Annotated in this window: 11 protein-coding genes; 6 read left to right on the top strand and 5 right to left on the bottom strand. The window is 34.2% G+C overall.

Annotation, left to right across the window (positions count from 1 at the left end; all coding sequences use genetic code 11):
* Positions 1-14 precede the first annotated feature (14 nt).
* The 4 genes from V1468_RS05385 to V1468_RS05370 all read left to right on the top strand — a co-directional run bounded on the left by V1468_RS05385 (position 15) and on the right by V1468_RS05370 (position 8,847).
* Positions 15-2,087 carry a flotillin family protein gene (locus V1468_RS05385; RefSeq protein WP_331809200.1) on the top strand — a complete coding sequence of 691 codons (2,073 nt, stop codon included), beginning with the start codon at positions 15-17 and terminating at the stop codon, positions 2,085-2,087.
* Positions 2,088-2,318: 231 nt separating this feature from the next.
* On the top strand, positions 2,319-7,187 hold the full coding sequence (locus tag V1468_RS05380; protein WP_331809199.1) for a DNA repair ATPase: 4,869 nt from the start codon (positions 2,319-2,321) through the stop codon (positions 7,185-7,187).
* Positions 7,188-7,443: 256 nt separating this feature from the next.
* Complete coding sequence (locus V1468_RS05375; protein ID WP_331809198.1) at positions 7,444-8,304, top strand: cupin-like domain-containing protein; 861 nt, start codon at positions 7,444-7,446, stop codon at positions 8,302-8,304.
* A 57-nt stretch (positions 8,305-8,361) separates the two neighbouring features.
* A complete protein-coding gene (locus V1468_RS05370) occupies positions 8,362-8,847 on the top strand; it encodes a DUF6646 family protein (RefSeq protein WP_331809197.1) in 486 nt (161 codons plus the stop codon).
* A 258-nt stretch (positions 8,848-9,105) separates the two neighbouring features.
* On the opposite strand, the gene V1468_RS05365 is transcribed toward V1468_RS05370, so the two are convergent.
* A complete protein-coding gene (locus V1468_RS05365) occupies positions 9,106-9,576 on the bottom strand; it encodes a regulatory protein RecX (protein WP_331809196.1) in 471 nt (156 codons plus the stop codon).
* 106 nt (positions 9,577-9,682) lie between these two features.
* Here V1468_RS05365 and V1468_RS05360 point away from each other — a divergent pair, with 106 nt between their 5' ends.
* Positions 9,683-12,028 carry a hypothetical protein gene (locus V1468_RS05360; RefSeq protein WP_331809195.1) on the top strand — a complete coding sequence of 782 codons (2,346 nt, stop codon included), beginning with the start codon at positions 9,683-9,685 and terminating at the stop codon, positions 12,026-12,028.
* Between the two features lie 57 nt (positions 12,029-12,085).
* On the opposite strand, the gene V1468_RS05355 is transcribed toward V1468_RS05360, so the two are convergent.
* From V1468_RS05355 to gdhA, 4 genes are all read right to left on the bottom strand, one after another.
* Positions 12,086-14,521, bottom strand: a complete 2,436-nt coding sequence (locus V1468_RS05355; RefSeq protein ID WP_331809194.1) for a TonB-dependent receptor plug domain-containing protein — start codon at positions 14,519-14,521, stop codon at positions 12,086-12,088.
* 24 nt (positions 14,522-14,545) lie between these two features.
* A complete protein-coding gene (recO, locus tag V1468_RS05350; protein ID WP_331809193.1) occupies positions 14,546-15,265 on the bottom strand; it encodes a DNA repair protein RecO in 720 nt (239 codons plus the stop codon).
* Between the two features lies 1 nt (position 15,266).
* Complete coding sequence (porZ, locus tag V1468_RS05345; RefSeq protein ID WP_331809192.1) at positions 15,267-17,648, bottom strand: type IX secretion system anionic LPS delivery protein PorZ; 2,382 nt, start codon at positions 17,646-17,648, stop codon at positions 15,267-15,269.
* Positions 17,649-17,767: 119 nt separating this feature from the next.
* Positions 17,768-19,111 carry an NADP-specific glutamate dehydrogenase gene (gdhA, locus tag V1468_RS05340; RefSeq protein ID WP_331809191.1) on the bottom strand — a complete coding sequence of 448 codons (1,344 nt, stop codon included), beginning with the start codon at positions 19,109-19,111 and terminating at the stop codon, positions 17,768-17,770.
* A 219-nt stretch (positions 19,112-19,330) separates the two neighbouring features.
* Here gdhA and V1468_RS05335 point away from each other — a divergent pair, with 219 nt between their 5' ends.
* On the top strand, positions 19,331-20,134 hold the full coding sequence (locus V1468_RS05335; RefSeq protein WP_331809190.1) for a THC0290_0291 family protein: 804 nt from the start codon (positions 19,331-19,333) through the stop codon (positions 20,132-20,134).
* Positions 20,135-20,137: the final 3 nt, after the last annotated feature.

Here is a 20,137-nt window from a genome sequence, read left to right as displayed (position 1 = left end):
CCAAATAAAAAACCATGGAAGGAATCTTACCTCTTATTTTAACCGGACTGGGAATTATTTTATTCCTAATCATTGTGTATTTCGCAATCATTGCGATGTTTTACAAAAAAGTACCACAAGGCCAAGCACTTGTCAGAACAGGTTTTGGTGGCACAAAAGTAGCCACAGACAAAGGCTTGTACGTGGTTCCTGTATTTCATCGTGTGGAGATTATGGATGTCTCTGTAAAGAAAATTCAAATAGAACGTTTGGGCACAGAAGGTCTTATCTGTAAAGACAATATGCGTGCAGATATCAAAGTTGCCTTTTTTGTTCGTGTAAATAATGAAGTAGAATTTATTAAGAAAGTAGCACAAACTATAGGTGTAGATCGTGCCTCTCGCATAGAAACTTTAGAAGATCTTTTTGAAGCGAAATTCTCTGAAGCCTTAAAAACAGTTGGTAAGAAGTTTGAATTCATCCAATTATATGAAGCGCGTCGCGAATTTAGAGACGAAATTGTAGACATTATTGGTACAGATCTTAATGGTTACACGCTAGAAGATTGTGCTATCGATTATTTAGAGCAAACAGCAGTTACACATTTAAAACCAGATAACATCCTAGATGCAGAAGGTATTAAGAAGATCACTGATCTTACTGCTGAGCAAAATATTAAAGCCAATTTAATAAAGCGTGATGAAGAAAAAATCATCCGTAAACAAGATGTAGAAGCACAAGAAGCTATCTTAGAATTAGACAAGCAATTGGCTGAAAAAGAAGAACAACAAAAACGAGAAATTGCTAACATAAAAGCTCGTGAAGAAGCTGCAACTTTAAAAGTAGCAGAAGAAGAGCGTTTAAAATCTGAAACTGCACGTATAGCAACCGAAGAAAAAGTAAAGGTTGCCGAAGAAAACATGCAACGTCAAATCATTGTTGCAGAGAAAAACAAGCAACGTACAGATGCTATAGAAAGCGAGCGTGTAGAGAAAGACCGTTTATTAGAAAGAACCGAAAAAGAGCGTATTGTAACGTTAGCTCAAATTGAAAAAGAGAAGGTTGTTGAAGTTGAGAAAAAGAACATTCAAGATGTTATTAGAGATCGTGTTACGCTTGAGAAAGGTGTGGTTGAAGAGCAGGAAAACATGAAAGACATCGAAGCTTTCAAAACTGCTGACAGAGCAAAACAAGTGGCAATAACTAACGCTGAAGCGGCTGCACAAGAAGACTTAATAAAAACGATTAAATCTGCTGAAGCACAGAAAGAAGCTGCAAAACAAAAAGCTGAGGAATTAAACATAGAAGCACAAGCGCAAAAAGAAGCGAGCGAAAAAGAAGCTGAAGCTCGTAAAACCCTTGCGGAAGCAAAAGCAAAAGAGGAAGCTACAATTGGTATGTCTGAAGCACAAGTGATGCATGCAAAAGCTGAGGCTAGCGAAAGACAAGGTGTTGTTGATGCTTTAATCATTCAGAAAAAGGCAGAAGCAGAAGCGAGCGGAATTACTGCAAAAGCAGAAGCTAAACGTTTAGAAGGATTGGCAGAAGCACAGGTTATTAAAGAAAAAGCGATGGCAGATGCTTCAGGAATTGAAGAAAAAGCTGAGGCTATGAAGAAGTTAGATGGTGTTGGTAAAGAGCACGAAGAGTTCAAACTTAAACTTGATAAAGAATTACAGGTTGACCTTGCTAAAATCAATATCCAGAAAGAAATTGCTGATGCACAAGCTCAAGTAATTGGTGAAGCGTTAAGAGCTGCTAAAATTGATATTGTTGGTGGTGAGACTATGTTCTTTGAGCAAATTATAGGACAAATAACAAAAGCCAAGGGTTATGATCGTTTGGTACAACACTCAGAAACTGTAAGCGAAGTAAAAGACGCCATACTTAGTAGCGATGATGTAAAAGGAAACCTACTCGATAAAGTAAAATCCTTTGCAGATAAATATGGTATAAGTTCAGAGGATATTAAAAACTTAACCATCGCCAATTTACTGAGCAATCTACAAGATAAATCTGATGATAAAAGTGAACAAACCATGTTAAGTAATCTATTCAACCTTGCAAAAGGCATGGGATTATCTAACAAAAAGATGAATGATTTATAAAAGTTGTAGGGCTGTTTAAAAAAGAGAACTTTTTTAAACAGCCCTTTCTATAAACCTTTAAGAGACGAGTAGTTAATTATGTCTCCTCGAGCGCAGTCGAGAGGTTTTAATTAAAATTTTAAACATAATTAGGTCTCAACTTTAGTTTATCCTGAGCGCAGACGAAGGGCTCGACCAGACATCAAATTTGTGATGATATTTTGAATGCACTATAAAGAACTTTTATAAAAAATGGCAGACAACCAAACTGATGATAATATAGCTTTAGATTCTGGAACTTACGAAATCATTCAGAGTCGTTTACTAAAGCAAAAAAACGATTTACAAAACCGTTTACATCGCCTTAACGAAGCGCGTAAAACCGTTTTTGGATCCTTAGAAACACAGCTTATTGCTAACGATCGCATCAATACGGAGAACAACTGTATTGCCAGAGATATCGTTTCTATAGGAAACCAAAGCTTATTTGGGTATAACGTGCATTTTGGACTACGTACGTCTATTTCGTTGAGTGATGTTTTTAGCGTTTATCAGTTTCAGCGACAAGAGGATGCTCTTAGGTTTGAAGAAAGTCCGACAGGATTGCAAATTATTGATGATCCTGTGTTTAAAAACGACTTCGAAAATCTATATAAATATTATCGAAATACCATTTTTTCAAAGTTTGCCATTATTGGTAATTACCTCCACATGGTATTTCAGTTAAGCGAATCGGTTTCGGATATAAAAACATTCAAATGGCTTATTAAAGGTAACACTTTAGAATATGTAGATAACCGCAGTGAGCACGAATACAAATATCCTAAACAATATGATTTTATCTGGAATGAAGCTGGTCGTGATCATCAACGCAATGGAAAACATGCACATGTTTCTATACTAGATAAGGTTTTTGTTGAAACTATTGGTGGAGATTTAACTATTAAAGTCGAAGATAACACAGACGATGGCAAAGGTATTTACAGCGAAGATGTTGAGCATAAAGACCAAACCTTAGATGATGGTCAGTACCGTTATGCCGATTTGGGAAATCTTATTGTTTTAGAAATAAAACCATTTCAAGAACAACCACGATATTTTGTTTACAACCATAAACTTAAAGTTGTTGAAAAAGTGGATTCCATAGCACAATCTGCTGTTTTATTACCAGACGATCAAGGTATTATTTTCCCGAGTGGCTACTATTTACAAACTGGTGAATACAATGTGTTTTCAAACACAACGTTTCAATTAAAGTTTCAACAAAAAATAACCTCACCTAACGGAGAAGATCACCTATATATTTACTACGATCCTAAAGAGGCTGTTTATGTCTTAATGTCCTACAACGTTATTGAACAGGAAGTCAAAACACCTATTATCTGTAATGGATTTACAATTTTAGATAATGGTGAACTGTGTTATTTCCGCACTGAAGAAGAACAAACCAAGCATCACATGATGCAAATATGGCAAACACCATATTTAAAAGGCGATATTATGCCTTCAGAGCATCAAGACACGTTACTTTATAAAATTGGGAATAAGGATATTGTTAAGGCCATGGCCGAAACCAATGAGCTTATCACTCTACTAAATAAAGAAGATAGCTATGATGGGTTGTATGATGATATTGCACGAGTATCTAAAGATATCTTAGATGCTTATTATTGGATTTCTAAAGAAGAAACTCAACAGCTCAATATACCTTTGGCTGAAATTAATAAAGCCTCTAATGCTGCCATAGATGAATTTGAAAAGGTAAAACAATTACGCAAACAAGCTGAGCAAGAAACCCTTTCCATTTCTAAGAAATCTGAAGAGCTTTTCAGTAAAATTAAAAGCACGTCTTTTAAGTCCATTAACGATTTTGTAAATCTGCTAACACAATTGCGTTCCATAAGAGGTGAGGCTATTGGTTTGTACGAAGTTCGTTATGTCGATCATGATTTCATTAAAGGCATTGAAGCTCAAATTTTGGAGCAAAACGACACCATTTCTAGGCGTGCAACGACATTTCTTCTAGATGATAAAGCGTTAGAACCGTACCACAATGCCATTAACGAAAAGCAAAAAACATTAGAGGAGTTAAAAAAGGTTATTGAGATAAAAGCCTTAGAGGAAGAGGTCAATAAAATTGCAGAAGATTTAGAACTGCTTATCGATATTGTATCAAATCTCGATATTGAAGACACCTCGCACTCCACTAAAATTATTGAGAATATCTCTCTGATTTTTGCGACAATCAATCAGGTTAAAGCAGCAATTAAAAATAAATTAAAGGCTGTTGGTAAAAAAGAAGCGCAAGCCGATTTTACTGCGCAACTCAAGCTTATTGACCAAAGTATCATCAACTATATTGATATAGCCAACACACCTGAAAAATGTGATGAATTTCTCACTAAGGTTTCTATTCAACTTGAAGAATTAGAAGGTAAATTTTCAGATTTTGAAGAATACATTACTCAAATTATTGAAAAACGAGAAGAGGTTTATTCGGCTTTTGATAATCGTAAATCCAGCCTTGTAGAAGCTCGAAATAAAAAAACAATTGCCCTACAAAATGCTGCACAACGCATTATAAATGGCGCACAAAAAAAGGCACAATCTTTAGAAGATATTGCTGCAATAAATGGCTATTTTGCCAGTGATCTTATGATAAATAAGGTACGTGACATCATTGGTCAATTAAAAGACCTTGGCGATATTGGTAAATCTGAAGCCATAGAAACAGCGCTTAAAGTCGCGCGTGAAGATGCATTACGAAAACTAAAAGATAAAAACGAACTCTACGAAGATGGAGACAACGTTATAAAATTAGGAAAGCACAAGTTTGGTGTTAATAAACAGCAATTAGATATAACTATCGTTTTTAAAAATGATGAATTATACTATCATCTTACAGGTACTGATTTTTATCAAAAATTAAATCATGAAGTGCTTAATAACTCAAAAGACATTTGGAATCAAGAATTAATTTCTGAAGATCAACAAGTCTATAGAGCGGCTTATCTTGCCTACAAGATGTTCTCTACTGGTGATAAAACAGCACTAAATAAGCTAAATGATGCTGAGTTACTAAGCCATGTACAAGATTACATCAGTGGTGATTATTCAGGTGGTTATGTTAAAGGTGTTCATGATTTTGATGCCACGCAATTTCTAAAAGTTCTATTACAAAAACATCAGGAATTAGATTTATTAATCTATCCACCAAACGTGCGTGCTGAAGCGCAATTTTTCTGGAATAATCTTTCAGAAGAAAACCTAAAAGCATACAACCATGACTTAAAAAGTGCTGGTGAGGTTTTGGCTGTTTTTCCAAACAGCAAGGAATATGATTTTATCATTGATGAGCTAGCTGAAGACATTCAAACTTCAAGAAAAATTGAGGCTAATAGTGCCAAAACTATTGCAGAATACCTTTTTAACGAACTCAAAGACAATGACACATTTACGATTAGTAGCGAAGCTATAAAACTAAAAGATGCTTTTGAAAAGGAATTAAAAACTCAGAAGGCTACCGAAAAATTCAAACAACGTCTTAACGATAGTGCTACTCAAAAAGATCGCATAGAATTGGTAAAGCATTGGGTTTCGGCATTTGCAAAAGCAAATGAAAATACATTAGTTCCTTATGTAAATGAATGTGTAGCCTGTATTCTATATAAAAACAATAGCGCTTCTAATACTGCTGTTGCAGAAACTGAAATTAAAGATTTAAAAGGCGTTCATCCTAGTATTGTTGATGGCACCTTTCAATTTAGCTATCATAAATTCTCTGAAGAACTAGAGCATTTTAATAGTGTAAAAGTTCCTGCATTTTCAGCCTTTAAATCGGCTAAACATGAGGTTATAGAACAACTCAAGGAACAGTTGAGATTAGATGAATTTAAACCTCGCGTATTAAGTTCTTTCGTAAGAAACAAACTTATAAATCAGGTGTATTTCCCACTTATTGGAGATAATTTAGCAAAGCAATTAGGTACAGTTGGCGACACCAAGCGTATAGACCGCATGGGTTTATTGTTACTGATTTCACCACCTGGATATGGTAAAACGACATTAATGGAATATGTAGCCAACAGACTTGGCTTAATATTCATGAAAATTAATGGTCCTGCCATAGGCCACGAAGTTACCTCTGTAGATCCTGAAGCTGCAAATAATTCTGCTGCCAGAGAAGAGCTAAAAAAACTAAACTTAGCTTTTGAAATGGGTGATAACGTAATGTTGTATTTAGATGATATTCAACATTGCAATCCTGAGTTTTTACAAAAGTTTATCAGTCTATCCGATGGTACACGTAAGATTGAAGGTGTTTACCAAGGTAAACCTAAAACTTACGATTTAAGAAGTAAGAAGTTTTGCGTTATCATGGCTGGAAATCCATATACCGAAAGTGGTGAAAAATTCCAGATACCAGACATGCTTGCGAACCGTGCAGACATATACAATTTAGGTGACATTATTGGAGACACAGCCCATTTGTTTGAGTTAAGTCTTATTGAAAATGCCTTAACAAGCAATCCTGTTTTACAACAATTAAGCACCAAATATTTTGATGATGTGTATACCTTAATTGATCGTGTACAACATAACACAGCAGACGCAGAGCTTAAAGGTAATCATAGTAACCAAGAGGTTGCAGATTATGTTTCTGTGATTGAAAAAGTTATTAAAATAAGAAACACAGTCCTCAAGGTTAACGAGACCTATATTGCCAGTGCAGGTATGGAAGACAGTTATCGTACAGAGCCTAGTTTTAAGCTACAAGGATCGTACAGAGACATGAACAAATTAGTTGCCAAAGTAGTGCCTATAATGGATGATAAGGAATTACAAACCTTAGTGTTGTCGCACTACGAAAACGAATCGCAAACCTTAACTAGCGCTGCGGAAGCCAACCTTTTAAAGTTTAAAGAACTAAGCAACTCGCTTACTAAAGAAGAGCTACAACGTTGGGAAGACATTAAAGTGATTTTTGCAAAAAACAATAAACTGAATATTCTAGGTGGACAAAACCAGATGTCGCAAATTATAGCACAGATGGCTGACTTTACAGATAATATTGAAGGTATAAAAGAGATACTGAGACAAGGATTTTTAGACAAAAAATAGGATTTGATAATAAATACAAGAGGTTGTCAGGTAAGTTAAGTTTTGTCAATCTGAATTTATTTCAGATTCTAAAAAAGTATAAAATCAATTCTCTGAGATTCTGAAACGAGTTCAGAATGACAGATTATCATAATTTTCAGACAACCTCTATCTTTTCACCATAGGATTTACTAATCAGCAATAAGTTATTTTTTATCATACAATTTAAACCAATTGGTAACGTTTTCTTAACTTTGGCACTCTAAAGTTTTAACTGTTGCAATTAGACCTTCAAGACATACCACGCGTAAAGACAATTACGAAAGAAGATTTCATTAAAAATTACTTCAAACCACAAAAGCCTGTGGTTATTGAGCGTTTTATTGAAGATTGGCCTGCCTACTCTAAATGGAGTTTAGATTACATGAAAGACGTTGCAGGAGATAAAACCGTACCGCTTTACGACGATAGACCTGTAGATTACAAAGATGGTTTTAACGAAGCTCATGCTAAAATGAAAATGAGCGATTATGTAGATCTTCTAAAACGTGAGCCTACAAAATTCAGGATTTTTCTTTGGAATATTTTGAAAGAAGTACCTCAACTACAAAAAGATTTTAGCTATCCAGATTTTGGATTACGATTAATGAAGGGCTTACCAATGCTATTTTTTGGTGGTAGAGATTCGTACACTTTTATGCACTACGATATTGATTTAGCTAATATCTTCCACTTTCATTTTGAAGGTAAAAAGCAAGTCATTCTTTTCGATCAAAAGCAGAACAAATATTTATATAAAGTTCCGCATTCGCTTATAACCAGAGAAGATATTGACTTTGCTAATCCAGATTTTGAAAAATGGCCAGCATTAAAGCATGCCAAAGGTTGGGTTTGCGATCTTAATCATGGAGAGGTATTATACATGCCAGAAGGTTATTGGCATTACATGCGCTACTTAACACCTGGTTTTTCTATGAGTTTACGTGCCATTGCGCGTAATCCTAAAAATCTAGGAAAGGCCCTTTATAATATCTTTTTAATGCGAAATTACGACAACCTAATGCGTCGTATAAAAGGGCAAAAATGGATTGATTGGAAGAATGAAAAGGCCATAACCAACACAAAGCCTTACGTTTAATTTTCTGACATACAATCTATTTGTATATTTGCGCACATTTTTTAAAAAACTCAAATCATGAAAAATATTGTTTTAATAGCAGCATTGTTATTATTTAGTTTTGGAAATTCTCAGGCATTTGAAGGTAAAGGAGATCAAAAATTTCAAGTTGGTGCTAACTTTCAAGATGAAGCTACAGGTATTAACCTTACTTACGATTACGGATTAGGAGAAAATATCTCTATTGGTGTTTCATCGTCTTACGCTTTAGGTGTTGATGATGTCATAGCTGATGTTGCTGATTTTGGAGATCGTTTTGACTTAAAAGCAAGATTTAACGCTAACCTTGGCAATGTTATAAACATTGACCCAAACTTTGACCTTTATCCAGGACTTAGTCTTAGCTTAAAGAATTTTGGTGGTCACATAGGTGCACGCTACTTCTTTTCTGATGGTTTTGGTATTTATACCGAAGCGGCTTTCCCACTAGCAAAGTATGATGAAGACGTAGATTTATTTTACAACCAATTTACATTTAATATTGGTGCAAGTTTTAATTTGTAACTACTGTGATTCTGAACTTGTTTCAAAGAATCTGAGACACTACAGAAGTAAGATGCTGAAATATACTTCGACTTCGCTAAGTGACCAAAGCTCATTGGAACAATTCAGTATAACACAATAAACTCAAAAGAGGCTGTCTTAAAAGTCTAAAATCTGTTATTCCGAATTTATTTTAGAATGACAGATTTTTAGTTTGTTTTAGAATCTGAAACGAGTTCAGATTGAGAAAACACTGACTTTTTAGACGGCCTCTTTTTTTTATAAATATTCATTGAGTTTTTGATAAACAAGATGGCTTTCCCATCCTCTATACAGTAAGTAATCTGCTACTTTTTTCTTTTTCTTGTATATGTTTTTTTCGTTGACTTGTGCTATGCGTTTTTGGGTAAGTTCGTTTAAAGTTTCAAAATAATCCGCTTCATCAATTTCTTTTAGAGCTACATCTATGGCGTACTTTGATATGTCCTTAAATTTCAATTCTCTAACCAACCGGTTTTTTCCCCATTTTTTTATTCTGAATTTTCCACGTACAAAAGCCTTTGCAAACCGTTCTTCATTCAAAAAATTGTGGTCTATAAGATGAACCATAATTTTGTCTATAGCCTCAGGAATCATTTTCATATCCTTTAACTTTTTCCTTACGTCTTTATGGCAACGCTCTTGATATGCGCAGTAATTTTCTAGCTTTTTTTGCGCTTCATCGACAGTATAGGTGGTTTGTAGGTTCATTTAGCGAAAATAACAATTTGTTAATACCTTGCAAAAGTATAACTACCTGCTAATAAGGTAACTTTAATTTGCATTTGTTAATGGTTAATAGTTAATCCGAATCCCTATGAAAAAAAATTACTACCTATTCCTCTTACTATTTTTATGTGCTTTAAATTTTGGTTTTTCACAAGTTAAAATTGCAGAAGTAAATTTTGAAATCCCAGGAGGTTATACAACAAGTATACCCGAGTTTACTGATTTAGATCAGGACTATTTTATAAGGACAGATGGCTCCAATACAACAGGAGAAGTATTTACCAATATTCAAGGAGACTTTTATTTTCATGCTCAAGATATAAATGGGGAAGACGCAACTCTAACCCTACCTGTCAGTCTATTAATTGATGATGTCAATATCATTGGATATGAAAATTTGGAATTTCGCATTTATTTGGCAGAAGATGATGATGGAGCAAATGAAGATTGGGATGAACCTAATTATGTGCATTTTAAATATGATATCGATAACTCTGGAACATTAACAGATTTGCTTTGGATTGAAAATGATGGATCTCAATTTAATTCCGCACCATTAATTGATACGGATTTTGACGGAACAGGAGACGGAATAGAAATAACTGATAATTTTGAACAATTTATCGAGACTATTGTTGGCAGCGGGAACTTACTAGATATTGAAATTGAATTTAATTTAGATGACGGAGATGAGGATATAGCTATTGATAGCATTGAAATTTGGGGAACACTCGCAACATGCACAGCAACAGCCACTTGGGATGGAACTGCATGGGATAATGGAGTAGGTCCAGATGCTAGTACTGCTGCTATAATAAATGGTCCCTATTCTACAGGAGTCTCTGGGAGTTTTACTGCTTGCAACTTGGAAGTTAATGCTAATTTAACCATTGACAATGGAGACTTCGTTGAGGTTGTAAATGATGTAACCGTTAATGCCGGACAACTTACCACGGAAACTCAAGGCAGTTTTGTACAACGAGGAAATAACTTTGTTCTTGCCGGAACTGGCCAGGCAGTTGTCATTAAATCTACAACTCCAAACACTGAGGAGGATTACACTTACTGGAGTAGTCCAGTTGATAATATTACTATCTTAGAAGGTCTTACAGATGCAAAACCAAATCGACGTTACACGTTTAATGCAAACAATTATTTAGATACAGATGGAGATGAAATAGACGATGACGGTAATGATTGGCAACCCGTAGGAGACACTGACATAATGGTGGCTGGTAAGGGTTATATTTCTATGCATGGCCTATTCATACAACCATTAGGCACATCCTATGATTATTTATTTGAAGGTGCATATAACAATGGAGACATTACTCAGACTGTACCATTTAATGCACTTAACACCTTAAACCATTGGAATTTATTGGGTAACCCATATCCTTCTGCCTTGGATGCATCTGCATTCTTTACAGCAAACAGTTCTGTGGTTGCTTCTGAACTTTTCATGTGGTCACAGGTTAGCCCACCCGATGGTGCAAATCCTGGTAATGAAATATTAAATTTTAATTTAGCCGATTATATTACCATTAACTCCTTAGGAACTGCAGGTAATGGTACAACACCAGCACCTCAACCTAGAGTGCCTTCAGGACAGAGCTTCTTTATTTCATCAACCAGTCCTGGAAATGTTACATTCACTAATTCCATGAGAGTAGGTGGTACAAATGTAAATAACGACTTCTACCGTATTAATCAACAAAATAATTATGAAGATATAGAAAGGCTCTGGATTAACCTTAGTTCTGATATTGGTGTTTATAGCCAAATATGTGTAGCTTATGCTGATAGCGCCACAGATGGTTATGATGGCAAAGGTATTGATACGGAACGTAACTATGCAGGCAATGCAGGTTTATTGTACTCTATGGACAATAATAGCGGAGGATTTTATGTCATTCAAGGAAAATCTAAAAATAGCCTTAATGAGAATGAAGTTATTAACCTTGGTTTTGCTTCTTATTTATCAACAGCTGAACTATATTCTATTTCCTTATCAGATTTTGAAGGTGAGTACTTAGAAAATAATTCTATTTTTCTCAGAGATAATCAACTAGGTATTATTCATGATCTTAAGTCTAGCGACTATCAATTCTTATCTGCGGGAGGTGATTATGCAGATAGATTTGATATTATTTTTAACGAAAGTACTCTATCTAATACAGAGTATACTAACTTGGTTGATAGTTTTACAATTACTGAGATGCCTGATAGTTTAGTCAAATTTTCATTATCTAATAGTTCATTGACTTTTGATAAGATTGAAATATATGATGTGAAAGGAAGAAGAATATATAGTCTTAATGGCACTTCTAACTTAGAAGTACATAAGTTATCAAATATTACAAATTCTATTTTTATAGTGAAAGCTCATATCTCTAACGGTAAGGTCATTACCAAAAAAGCGATAATGAAATAAAAACCCAAAAGAGGAAAACTAAAGAAAAGTCTCATCTCAACAATGAGGCTTTCTTTATTAAAAACTATAATTCACAGCTACTATTAAGTTACATCCTGCAGCAGATATGCCAGAGGAATAAGGTCTGTAACGTTGGTCTGTAATATTTTCTAGACTTGCTGTTAAAGTTAACTTATCTTTCCATTGGTATTGTGCTCTTAAGTTCAGCGTATACCAAGAAGGCGAATACGGCTTTCCATCGTCATCTTTAGCATATAAATAATCTTTAGAATACTCTGATGGCGCTAACTGATTAAAAGACAGCTCGCTATTATATACCGCAAAGACATCAAATTGTAACTTTTCTTTTTTCCACGTAAGGTGAGTGTTACCAAAATTAGGAGCCACATGTCTTACAGGAACTTCTATACCATTATCATCTTCAGTACCACCAATAACATTATACTGTGACCGTAGCTTTAATGCCTTAGAGAAATTTACTTCTGCACCAACTTCAAAACCATAAATCCAGGCTTTAGAAGCATTTTGTATGGCTTGCACTGAGCTTAATTCTCCATCATACACTATTTCAGTTTCGCCATTAATATCAAAATCTCTTCTAATTAGTGCGTTGTCTAAAAAGGTGTAATAGGTCGCCATGTCTAATACAACTTTGTTTTCAAAATTTAGCTTTAAACCTAATTCTCCTCCATAGGCGTATTCTGGTTTTAAATTGTTGTTTGGCACTACCACAGATCCTGGTTCTGAGTCAAACACCTTTCCAATATCATCTATATTAGGTGCTCTAAAAGCGGTTGAAGCATTTAGCTTCCATTGAATCATTTTGCTTGGCGACCAGGTGATACCTGCTGTACCTGTTAATGCTCCTGTATTAATATCGGCTTTATTAAATGGAAGATTTAAAAAGACATTGTTTTCAGTAAAATCTGCTTTAGCAATTATTTGATTGTACCTTAAACCTGATTGAAACACAAACTTAGAGTTAGGTTTATATTTTAAACTTGTATATGCTGCAATAGACTGCCAAGTAGCGCCATCTGGATAACGTGTTACGGTTGCTGAATTTTCATTTGTAATGATGTTTTTATCATACCCATCAGAGTTTACAGTATTGTGCAAATATTCTATACCATAAAAAAGGCTTGTTTTACTACTTAAGTCCTTTTCTAAGTCTACATTAAACGAAATTGCATCTACATTCTCTGCACGTACAGATCTAATATCGGATTGAAAATCTCTGTCTTCTCTACTCTCTTTAAAGTTTTGATAGGCTAAGGTAGTTTGAAGCTTGTCATATAAATTAGAGCTACTACTGGTTTTTGTAACCTGAAAATTACCCATAAACCATTGCTGTGGACCATAATTCCATTCGGCAGAACGTAATATTTCACCTCGTGGCCTTATCAACCTGTCATACCTTGAATAGTCTGAAGTTGTGGTAAAAAACAACCCTAAATCTAATTTAAGATTGTCTTTAGGTTCGTACCTTACCTTTTGCATAAGGTTTATCTGGTCGTAGCCAGTAGGTTTCTGCACCTTTGGGTTACTATTGGTTACAATAACATCCTCACCGTTTTGCCTTATGACATATTCTGGTCTTAGGTATTCATTTGGTCCATGGCTTCCCATTCTTAAGTCATCAAAATCTGTATAACTAACGTTAGTTGAAAAGGCCCATTTTTTATAGCCTAAGTTAAAATCTAAATGTGTTGTTTTTTCGTTATTAGCACTAGCGTAACGAAGCATGGTATTTCCACTTATTACAGACTCATCTCTATATGACAATTGTGGTTTTTTAGTATAAAAACTCATAACACCACCAATAGCATCACTACCATAAACAACAGAACCAGCTCCAAGCGTTACTTCGGTATTTTGAACAGATAAAGGATCTATTGATATAACATTTTGTAGATTACCTCCTCTAAAAATGGCATTATTCATTCTTACACCATCTACACTAATAAGTAATCTATTTGTAGAAAAACCGCGTATCATTGGGCTACCACCTCCCATTTGACTTTTTTGAATAAAAACGTTGCCAGTATTATCTAAAAGATCTGCGCTTGTTTGCGGATTGGTAAAGGCAATTTCTTTAGCGTTTACCGCAACAATAGATTGTGGAATATCTTTTTTGCTTTGCTCGAATTTAGATACTGAAATTACAATTTGCTTAAGCCCTTCTACTTTAGGTATTAGATATATAATGTAATTGTTTTCAGAAATCTCTACTTTTCTTAGCTGCAATGGTTCATATAATAGGTTTTTAAAATAAATAACTTCCCTATCATTAAACTTATTTAGATTAGCATTACCATCAAAATCTGTAACTTCATATTTTGTTTGTTGCAAATTATATAATGAAACACCAGAAATTGGTTGGTTTGTACCCTCTTCTAAAACCGTAATGGTTTGGGCATTTATACCATTATAACATAGGTACAAAATGGCACTAAAAATGACACTAATTTTTAGTTTTATATACTTGGTCATTAAAATCTTTTCGTAAAAATTAGCTCAATGAAATACTTCATTTAACACTTGTAATGATTTTGGTTTCTTAAATCCATCCAAATGTAACTCAAAATAATGCAATAGGACATTTAAAAACTCTCGCCTTTGTTTTGCATTGATTTTAATACCGTTTAATGCATCAAAATTTGTGCCCAATAATCGTTTTAAGAGTGTTAAATTTTCGCCAGAAATAGAGTATATACCATGATTGATAGATTCAAAAATCCCAGACTCCATATTAAAATATGGATAGTCTATATTTTTACTGTCTGGCAAAAAGCCAAGGTAGCGCGTTAACTTTAACAAAAACAATAAATGAAAATTAGAAAATTGATCTGCGCTATCGAGATATTGTAAAGCTATTTCGAGATAATTAAATAATGCTTCGTTTTTTTCTTCTTCCTTTAAAGTATTAGAGAGAACTTCTGAGAGAAACAGTGCTATAGAGCTTTTGTATATATTGGAATGTACTGAGTGATATATGAAGCTAAACTTTACTTCTTTTATACCCTGTAGTGATCTGTTGGTTTTAAAATTTTCTTCAAAATAAAGTTGAGATAAAGCTTGATAGTAAACTGTTTTGCTACTACCTTTTTTTGATTTTAAAACACCTCTTAAAATATAAGTTACAACACCTCGCTCTTTAGTGTAACATTTTACAATAAGATCATTGTCCCTGTATTTTAATTTTGAAAGAACAATACCTTGATTTTTTGTTAGCATGTTATCTTACTATGAGAACCTTTAAAACTTTAGTTTCAAATGAATCTAAATCTGAAATCATTATTAGGTAAACACCTGTTCTTACAATAGAGTTACCTAAATTTTTACCATTCCAAACGGCTGTACCACCATCTATAGCAAAATTATAATTTGCACTCGAGGATCTAAGGTTTATATTAGACTGAGCTTCAGCAACGAGGTTACCTTCGATATCAGTAATCTTAATGTTTACATTTTCAGTCAACCCACTGATTTTAATACCTTTATTAATATCATTCAAATCATTAAAACCAAGTACATTATACTCTGGTCGTACTGGGTTTGGGTATACAAAGGCATCTTCTAACGTTTCTTCTGGCTTTGATCCACCCGCTCTAAATGAGAGCATACCTTTTATTGTAGCAATATATACTATGCCGTTATTAGGATCTAAAGAAATATCTGTAACACTATTAGATGGCAATGGAGAGTTATCTTTTGTAAAGTGATATATGGTATTTTGACCATCTGGTGAAAAATAAAACACGCCAGAATCTACTGTAGCTACCCATTTATTATTAGAACCATCTGCCTCAATATCTGTTATGGTCTGGGACTCTAACAATTCTTGTGCAATACCATCTTCTAGAATAATTATTGAGTTTAGAGTAGGGTTAGGATCGTCAAAAAAGCCAGATGTATTAAAAAGTACTCTAAGTCCTGAGAAGGTTCCTATCCATAGTTGATTCCTATTATCTATTTCTAGAGCTGTTACTCTGGGAAAGGGAAGGTTTTGTTCTTCCGATGTTAAATTTTTAAGTGGATTAGCTAAGTTCTCATTATAAGCATACAAACCATTAGAATAACCTCCAATCCATTTTGTCCCATTATTATCTATAGCTATATCAAAAAAGCCAAACTCCCCTAACAATTCGTCTTCAATAATAGATGAAAAATCGAAACCTTGCCAACTTCCGGAATTTGGATCATAAGACTTTAAAGGATTAGGTGCTCTCGCAGTCATAGTCCATAAAACACCTTCATCATCAAAAGTAGAAGCCGAAACTCTTACGCTTATAACCTGTGGAGCGTTTGGTACCACTAAGGACTCTAAGCCACTGTTCTCTTGATTATATAGTATAGTTGGTTGAAAGTCATTTATTTCTAAAATTCCATTTTGAAAGGAACTTACAAAAACTTGATTTGGGTTAAAGGGATTTACAGATATTTGTGATAAGTTCCTTGCCCCAAAAACACTATCAAAAGGTATATTGTGCCAGACCTCATCTTTTAGATAACTTAATCCTCTAGCTCGTTGTGGCGCAGGATCAAAAGCAGTAGTGTAGTCCCCAAAGCTTGCCCAAACGACTTCAGACTCAGCATTAAGCTTAAATATTTCATTCATTAGAGGTCCGTTTGGTTTAACTTCTGTGTATATTAAACCTGCTTCATTACTGGTTTTTAAAACCCCAAATTTTTCTGTACCTATATAAATTTCATCATTAACTTGAGCGGCAGAAGTAAAACGAGTATCAAAATCATCATTGTTAGAATATGTCTCTATGAGTTGTGCAGCCTCATTATAAACCTGAACTGTGTTAATACTTGAGATAATAAGATTATTATCATTAACCTCTGTATCTAAGGGTGTGAATGGTAAAACAAAAAGTTGGGTAAAACTCGTATTTGTTATTTCAAAAAAGGCCCTATTTGCTCTAATAGCATAAGCTAAATTATCTACCGTATTAATCTTTAAAAAATTACCACCTATAACAGTTTGCCACTGCGAGAAGTCTATGAGGTTAGGGTTGTTTAAATCTGCCTTTTTTAATCCATTTCCACTAGAACACGCTGCAAAAATTTCGTCATTTAAAATTGTAACCTGATTTACTATAATTTGTGAACCTCCACCTCCTATGTAATAAGTATCCCCAAACTCTAATCTTGCTAAATCATAAACAGATATACCATAATCTGTTGATATGTATACTAAACCATCGTACTCATAGAAGTGATTGATAGATTTATTATCTGGTGTAATGTTTTCTTTTTCTAAAATATCAACCACAGACAACACCGAGTTATCTGTTTCAGAGTATACTTCTATTAAACCTGTTTCATAACCGACAACCAAGTATTGAAATTCTTCACTATAAAGAATAGTTGTAATCTGCTCACCAGACAACCCTTCTACGGTAGTAATTGTTTTTATTTCCTCAGTTAATGTATCATATTCAAAAACAGCATTTTGAGCCGCAGCATATATCTTGTTAGTACCACTAACAACATCTACAATATCGTTATAAGAAAAATGTGCTTGCCATAATGTAGAAAAATCTTGTGCGCTAAGATTAAGAGATAAACTAAGAAAGAATAGTAAAAATTTAAAAACAGTTTTATGCATTATAAATTGTTTGCTCAAATATATTTAATAGTAACGATAATATTGCACTAATCATATAATATGTAACAAAAAAAAGCTTCCACTAGTAGTGGAAGCTTTTCATATTTTAATTTTATAAATTATATAACTCCTTGAGCTAACATTGCATCAGCAACCTTAACAAAACCAGCTATATTAGCCCCTCTTACATAGTCAACCGTACCATCATCGTTCTTACCATACTCAACACAAGAATCATGTATATCTTCCATGATATCCTTTAATCTTGCATCAACTTCTTCTCTTGTCCAGCTTAAACGTAGTGAGTTCTGACTCATCTCCAATCCAGAAGTTGCAACACCACCTGCATTCGATGCCTTACCTGGTGCAAATAATATTTTTGCTGCATGAAACTCATGTATAGCTTCTGGAGTAGACGGCATATTAGCACCTTCAGATACGCATATACAACCATTATCAATTAAAGTTTTAGCCTCTTCACCATTTAACTCATTCTGAGTAGCGCAAGGAAGTGCTATATCACATTTAACAGACCAAGGTCTTTCTCCTTTGAAAAATTTAGCGTTTGGATACTTATCAACATACTCACTAATTCTTCCGCGTTTGTTGTTTTTAAGATCCATTACAAATTGTAATTTCTCTGTGTTTATTCCTTCTTCATCATAGATATAGCCGCCAGAATCAGAAAGTGTAAGTACTGTTGCTCCTAACTCTATTGCTTTTTCTGCCGCATACTGTGCTACATTACCAGATCCTGAAATAACTACTTTTTTACCATCAAACGAATCGTCTCTAGTCTTAAGCATATTTTCAGCAAAATATACATTACCATATCCTGTTGCCTCTGGTCTAATTAAAGAACCTCCCCAAGATTGTCCCTTACCAGTTAAAACTCCTGTAAATGTATTTCTCAATTTTTTATACATCCCAAACATAAAACCAATCTCTCTTGCTCCTACTCCTATATCACCAGCTGGAACATCGGTATTATGTCCTATATGCCTGTATAATTCTGTCATGAAGGCATGGCAGAAACGCATAATTTCGTTATCTGATTTTCCTTTAGGATCAAAATCAGAACCACCTTTACCACCTCCCATTGGTAAAGTGGTTAAACTATTTTTAAATACTTGCTCAAATGCTAAAAATTTAAGAATACTAGCATTTACTGTAGGATGAAAACGCAAACCACCCTTGTAAGGTCCAATTGCAGAATTCATTTGCACTCTATAGCCTCTGTTGACCTGAATTTCGCCAGAATCATCTACCCAACTTACTCTAAACGAAATTAGTCTCTCTGGCTCTACCATTCTTAAAAGAATGTTTTTACCATTATAAATTTCGTGCTTGGCAATGTAAGGAATAACTGTCTCAGCTACCTCTTGAACCGCCTGTAAAAACTCAGGTTCGTGCCCATTTCGCTCTCTTACAAGATCTAAAAAAGCTTCAATTTTATCTTTCATATAAAAAATCGTTAAGAAATTGTGATTTATAGGGTGCAAAGATACAGTATCTTTAAAAATAAAGGCTTATTTTTTTTATATTCTCAAATATTTTTTAAATATTCGAACTTTGTAATAAAATTCTTCTCCTTAAAAGAAATCTGCATTTTATCCGTTTTATTTTGTAGTTCGTCGAGTTTTTATATATTTGTTCGGCAATCGCTTAATCACAAGTGTTTTATGGTAAGACATATTAAAAAATTAATAACGTTGTTTGGATTGATATGTGTAGTTCAAACCTCTACAGCCCAATTGGGTTTTTCTCACGAAATAGGTGCATTTGTTGGAGCGGTTGCGTTTCAATCTGACTTTGGTGTTAGAAACAATTTTGAAACTAATTCTGGAAATACAGGTATTGCCTTAGGGATTGTTCACTACATTAATTTTGCTTACCGAGCAGATTGTAACTGCTACACAACTGACACTTATTTTAATGACCACTTTAAGATTAGAAGTGAAATATCATGGAATAAAACATCTTTAGAACATTTTGGTGAGTGGGTAGAAGATTCTAGAAACAGCATACAAGCAGACCAATTAAGAGCACACACTGGTGAAGCTCAAAATTGGGATATTGGTATGCAATTAGAGTATTTTCCTAGAAGTATTAGAGCTTTTTCTGCTGGTGAATTTTCTTTTGCTCCCTTTGCTGCACTTGGTGCTCACTTTGTATCCTTTAATCCAGATGTAGAAACAACTTTTGGAGATGGTAATCCTCAGAATAATGCTAATTTTTACAGCTATTGGAACGATGTTTCTGGCGGCGATCCTTTCATTAGTACAGAATCTGGCTCTACTTGGTCTGTTGTTGCTAGTGTTGGTACACGTTACAAACTAACTGTATTGTCTGACTTATTCGTAGAATTAAGATGGCAGTATTATTTTGATGATTTTATTGATGGTCTAAATCATAAGTTACCTTCTAACAAAGCAGATGATTGGAATCTTTGGCTAAACTTTGGTTACATTTACTACTTAGATTAACAT

The organism is Winogradskyella poriferorum (assembly GCF_036553625.1).
Lineage (GTDB): Bacteria > Bacteroidota > Bacteroidia > Flavobacteriales > Flavobacteriaceae > Winogradskyella > Winogradskyella poriferorum.
Note: the sequence above shows the minus strand (reverse complement) of the source record. Positions and strands in the feature narration are given on the sequence as shown.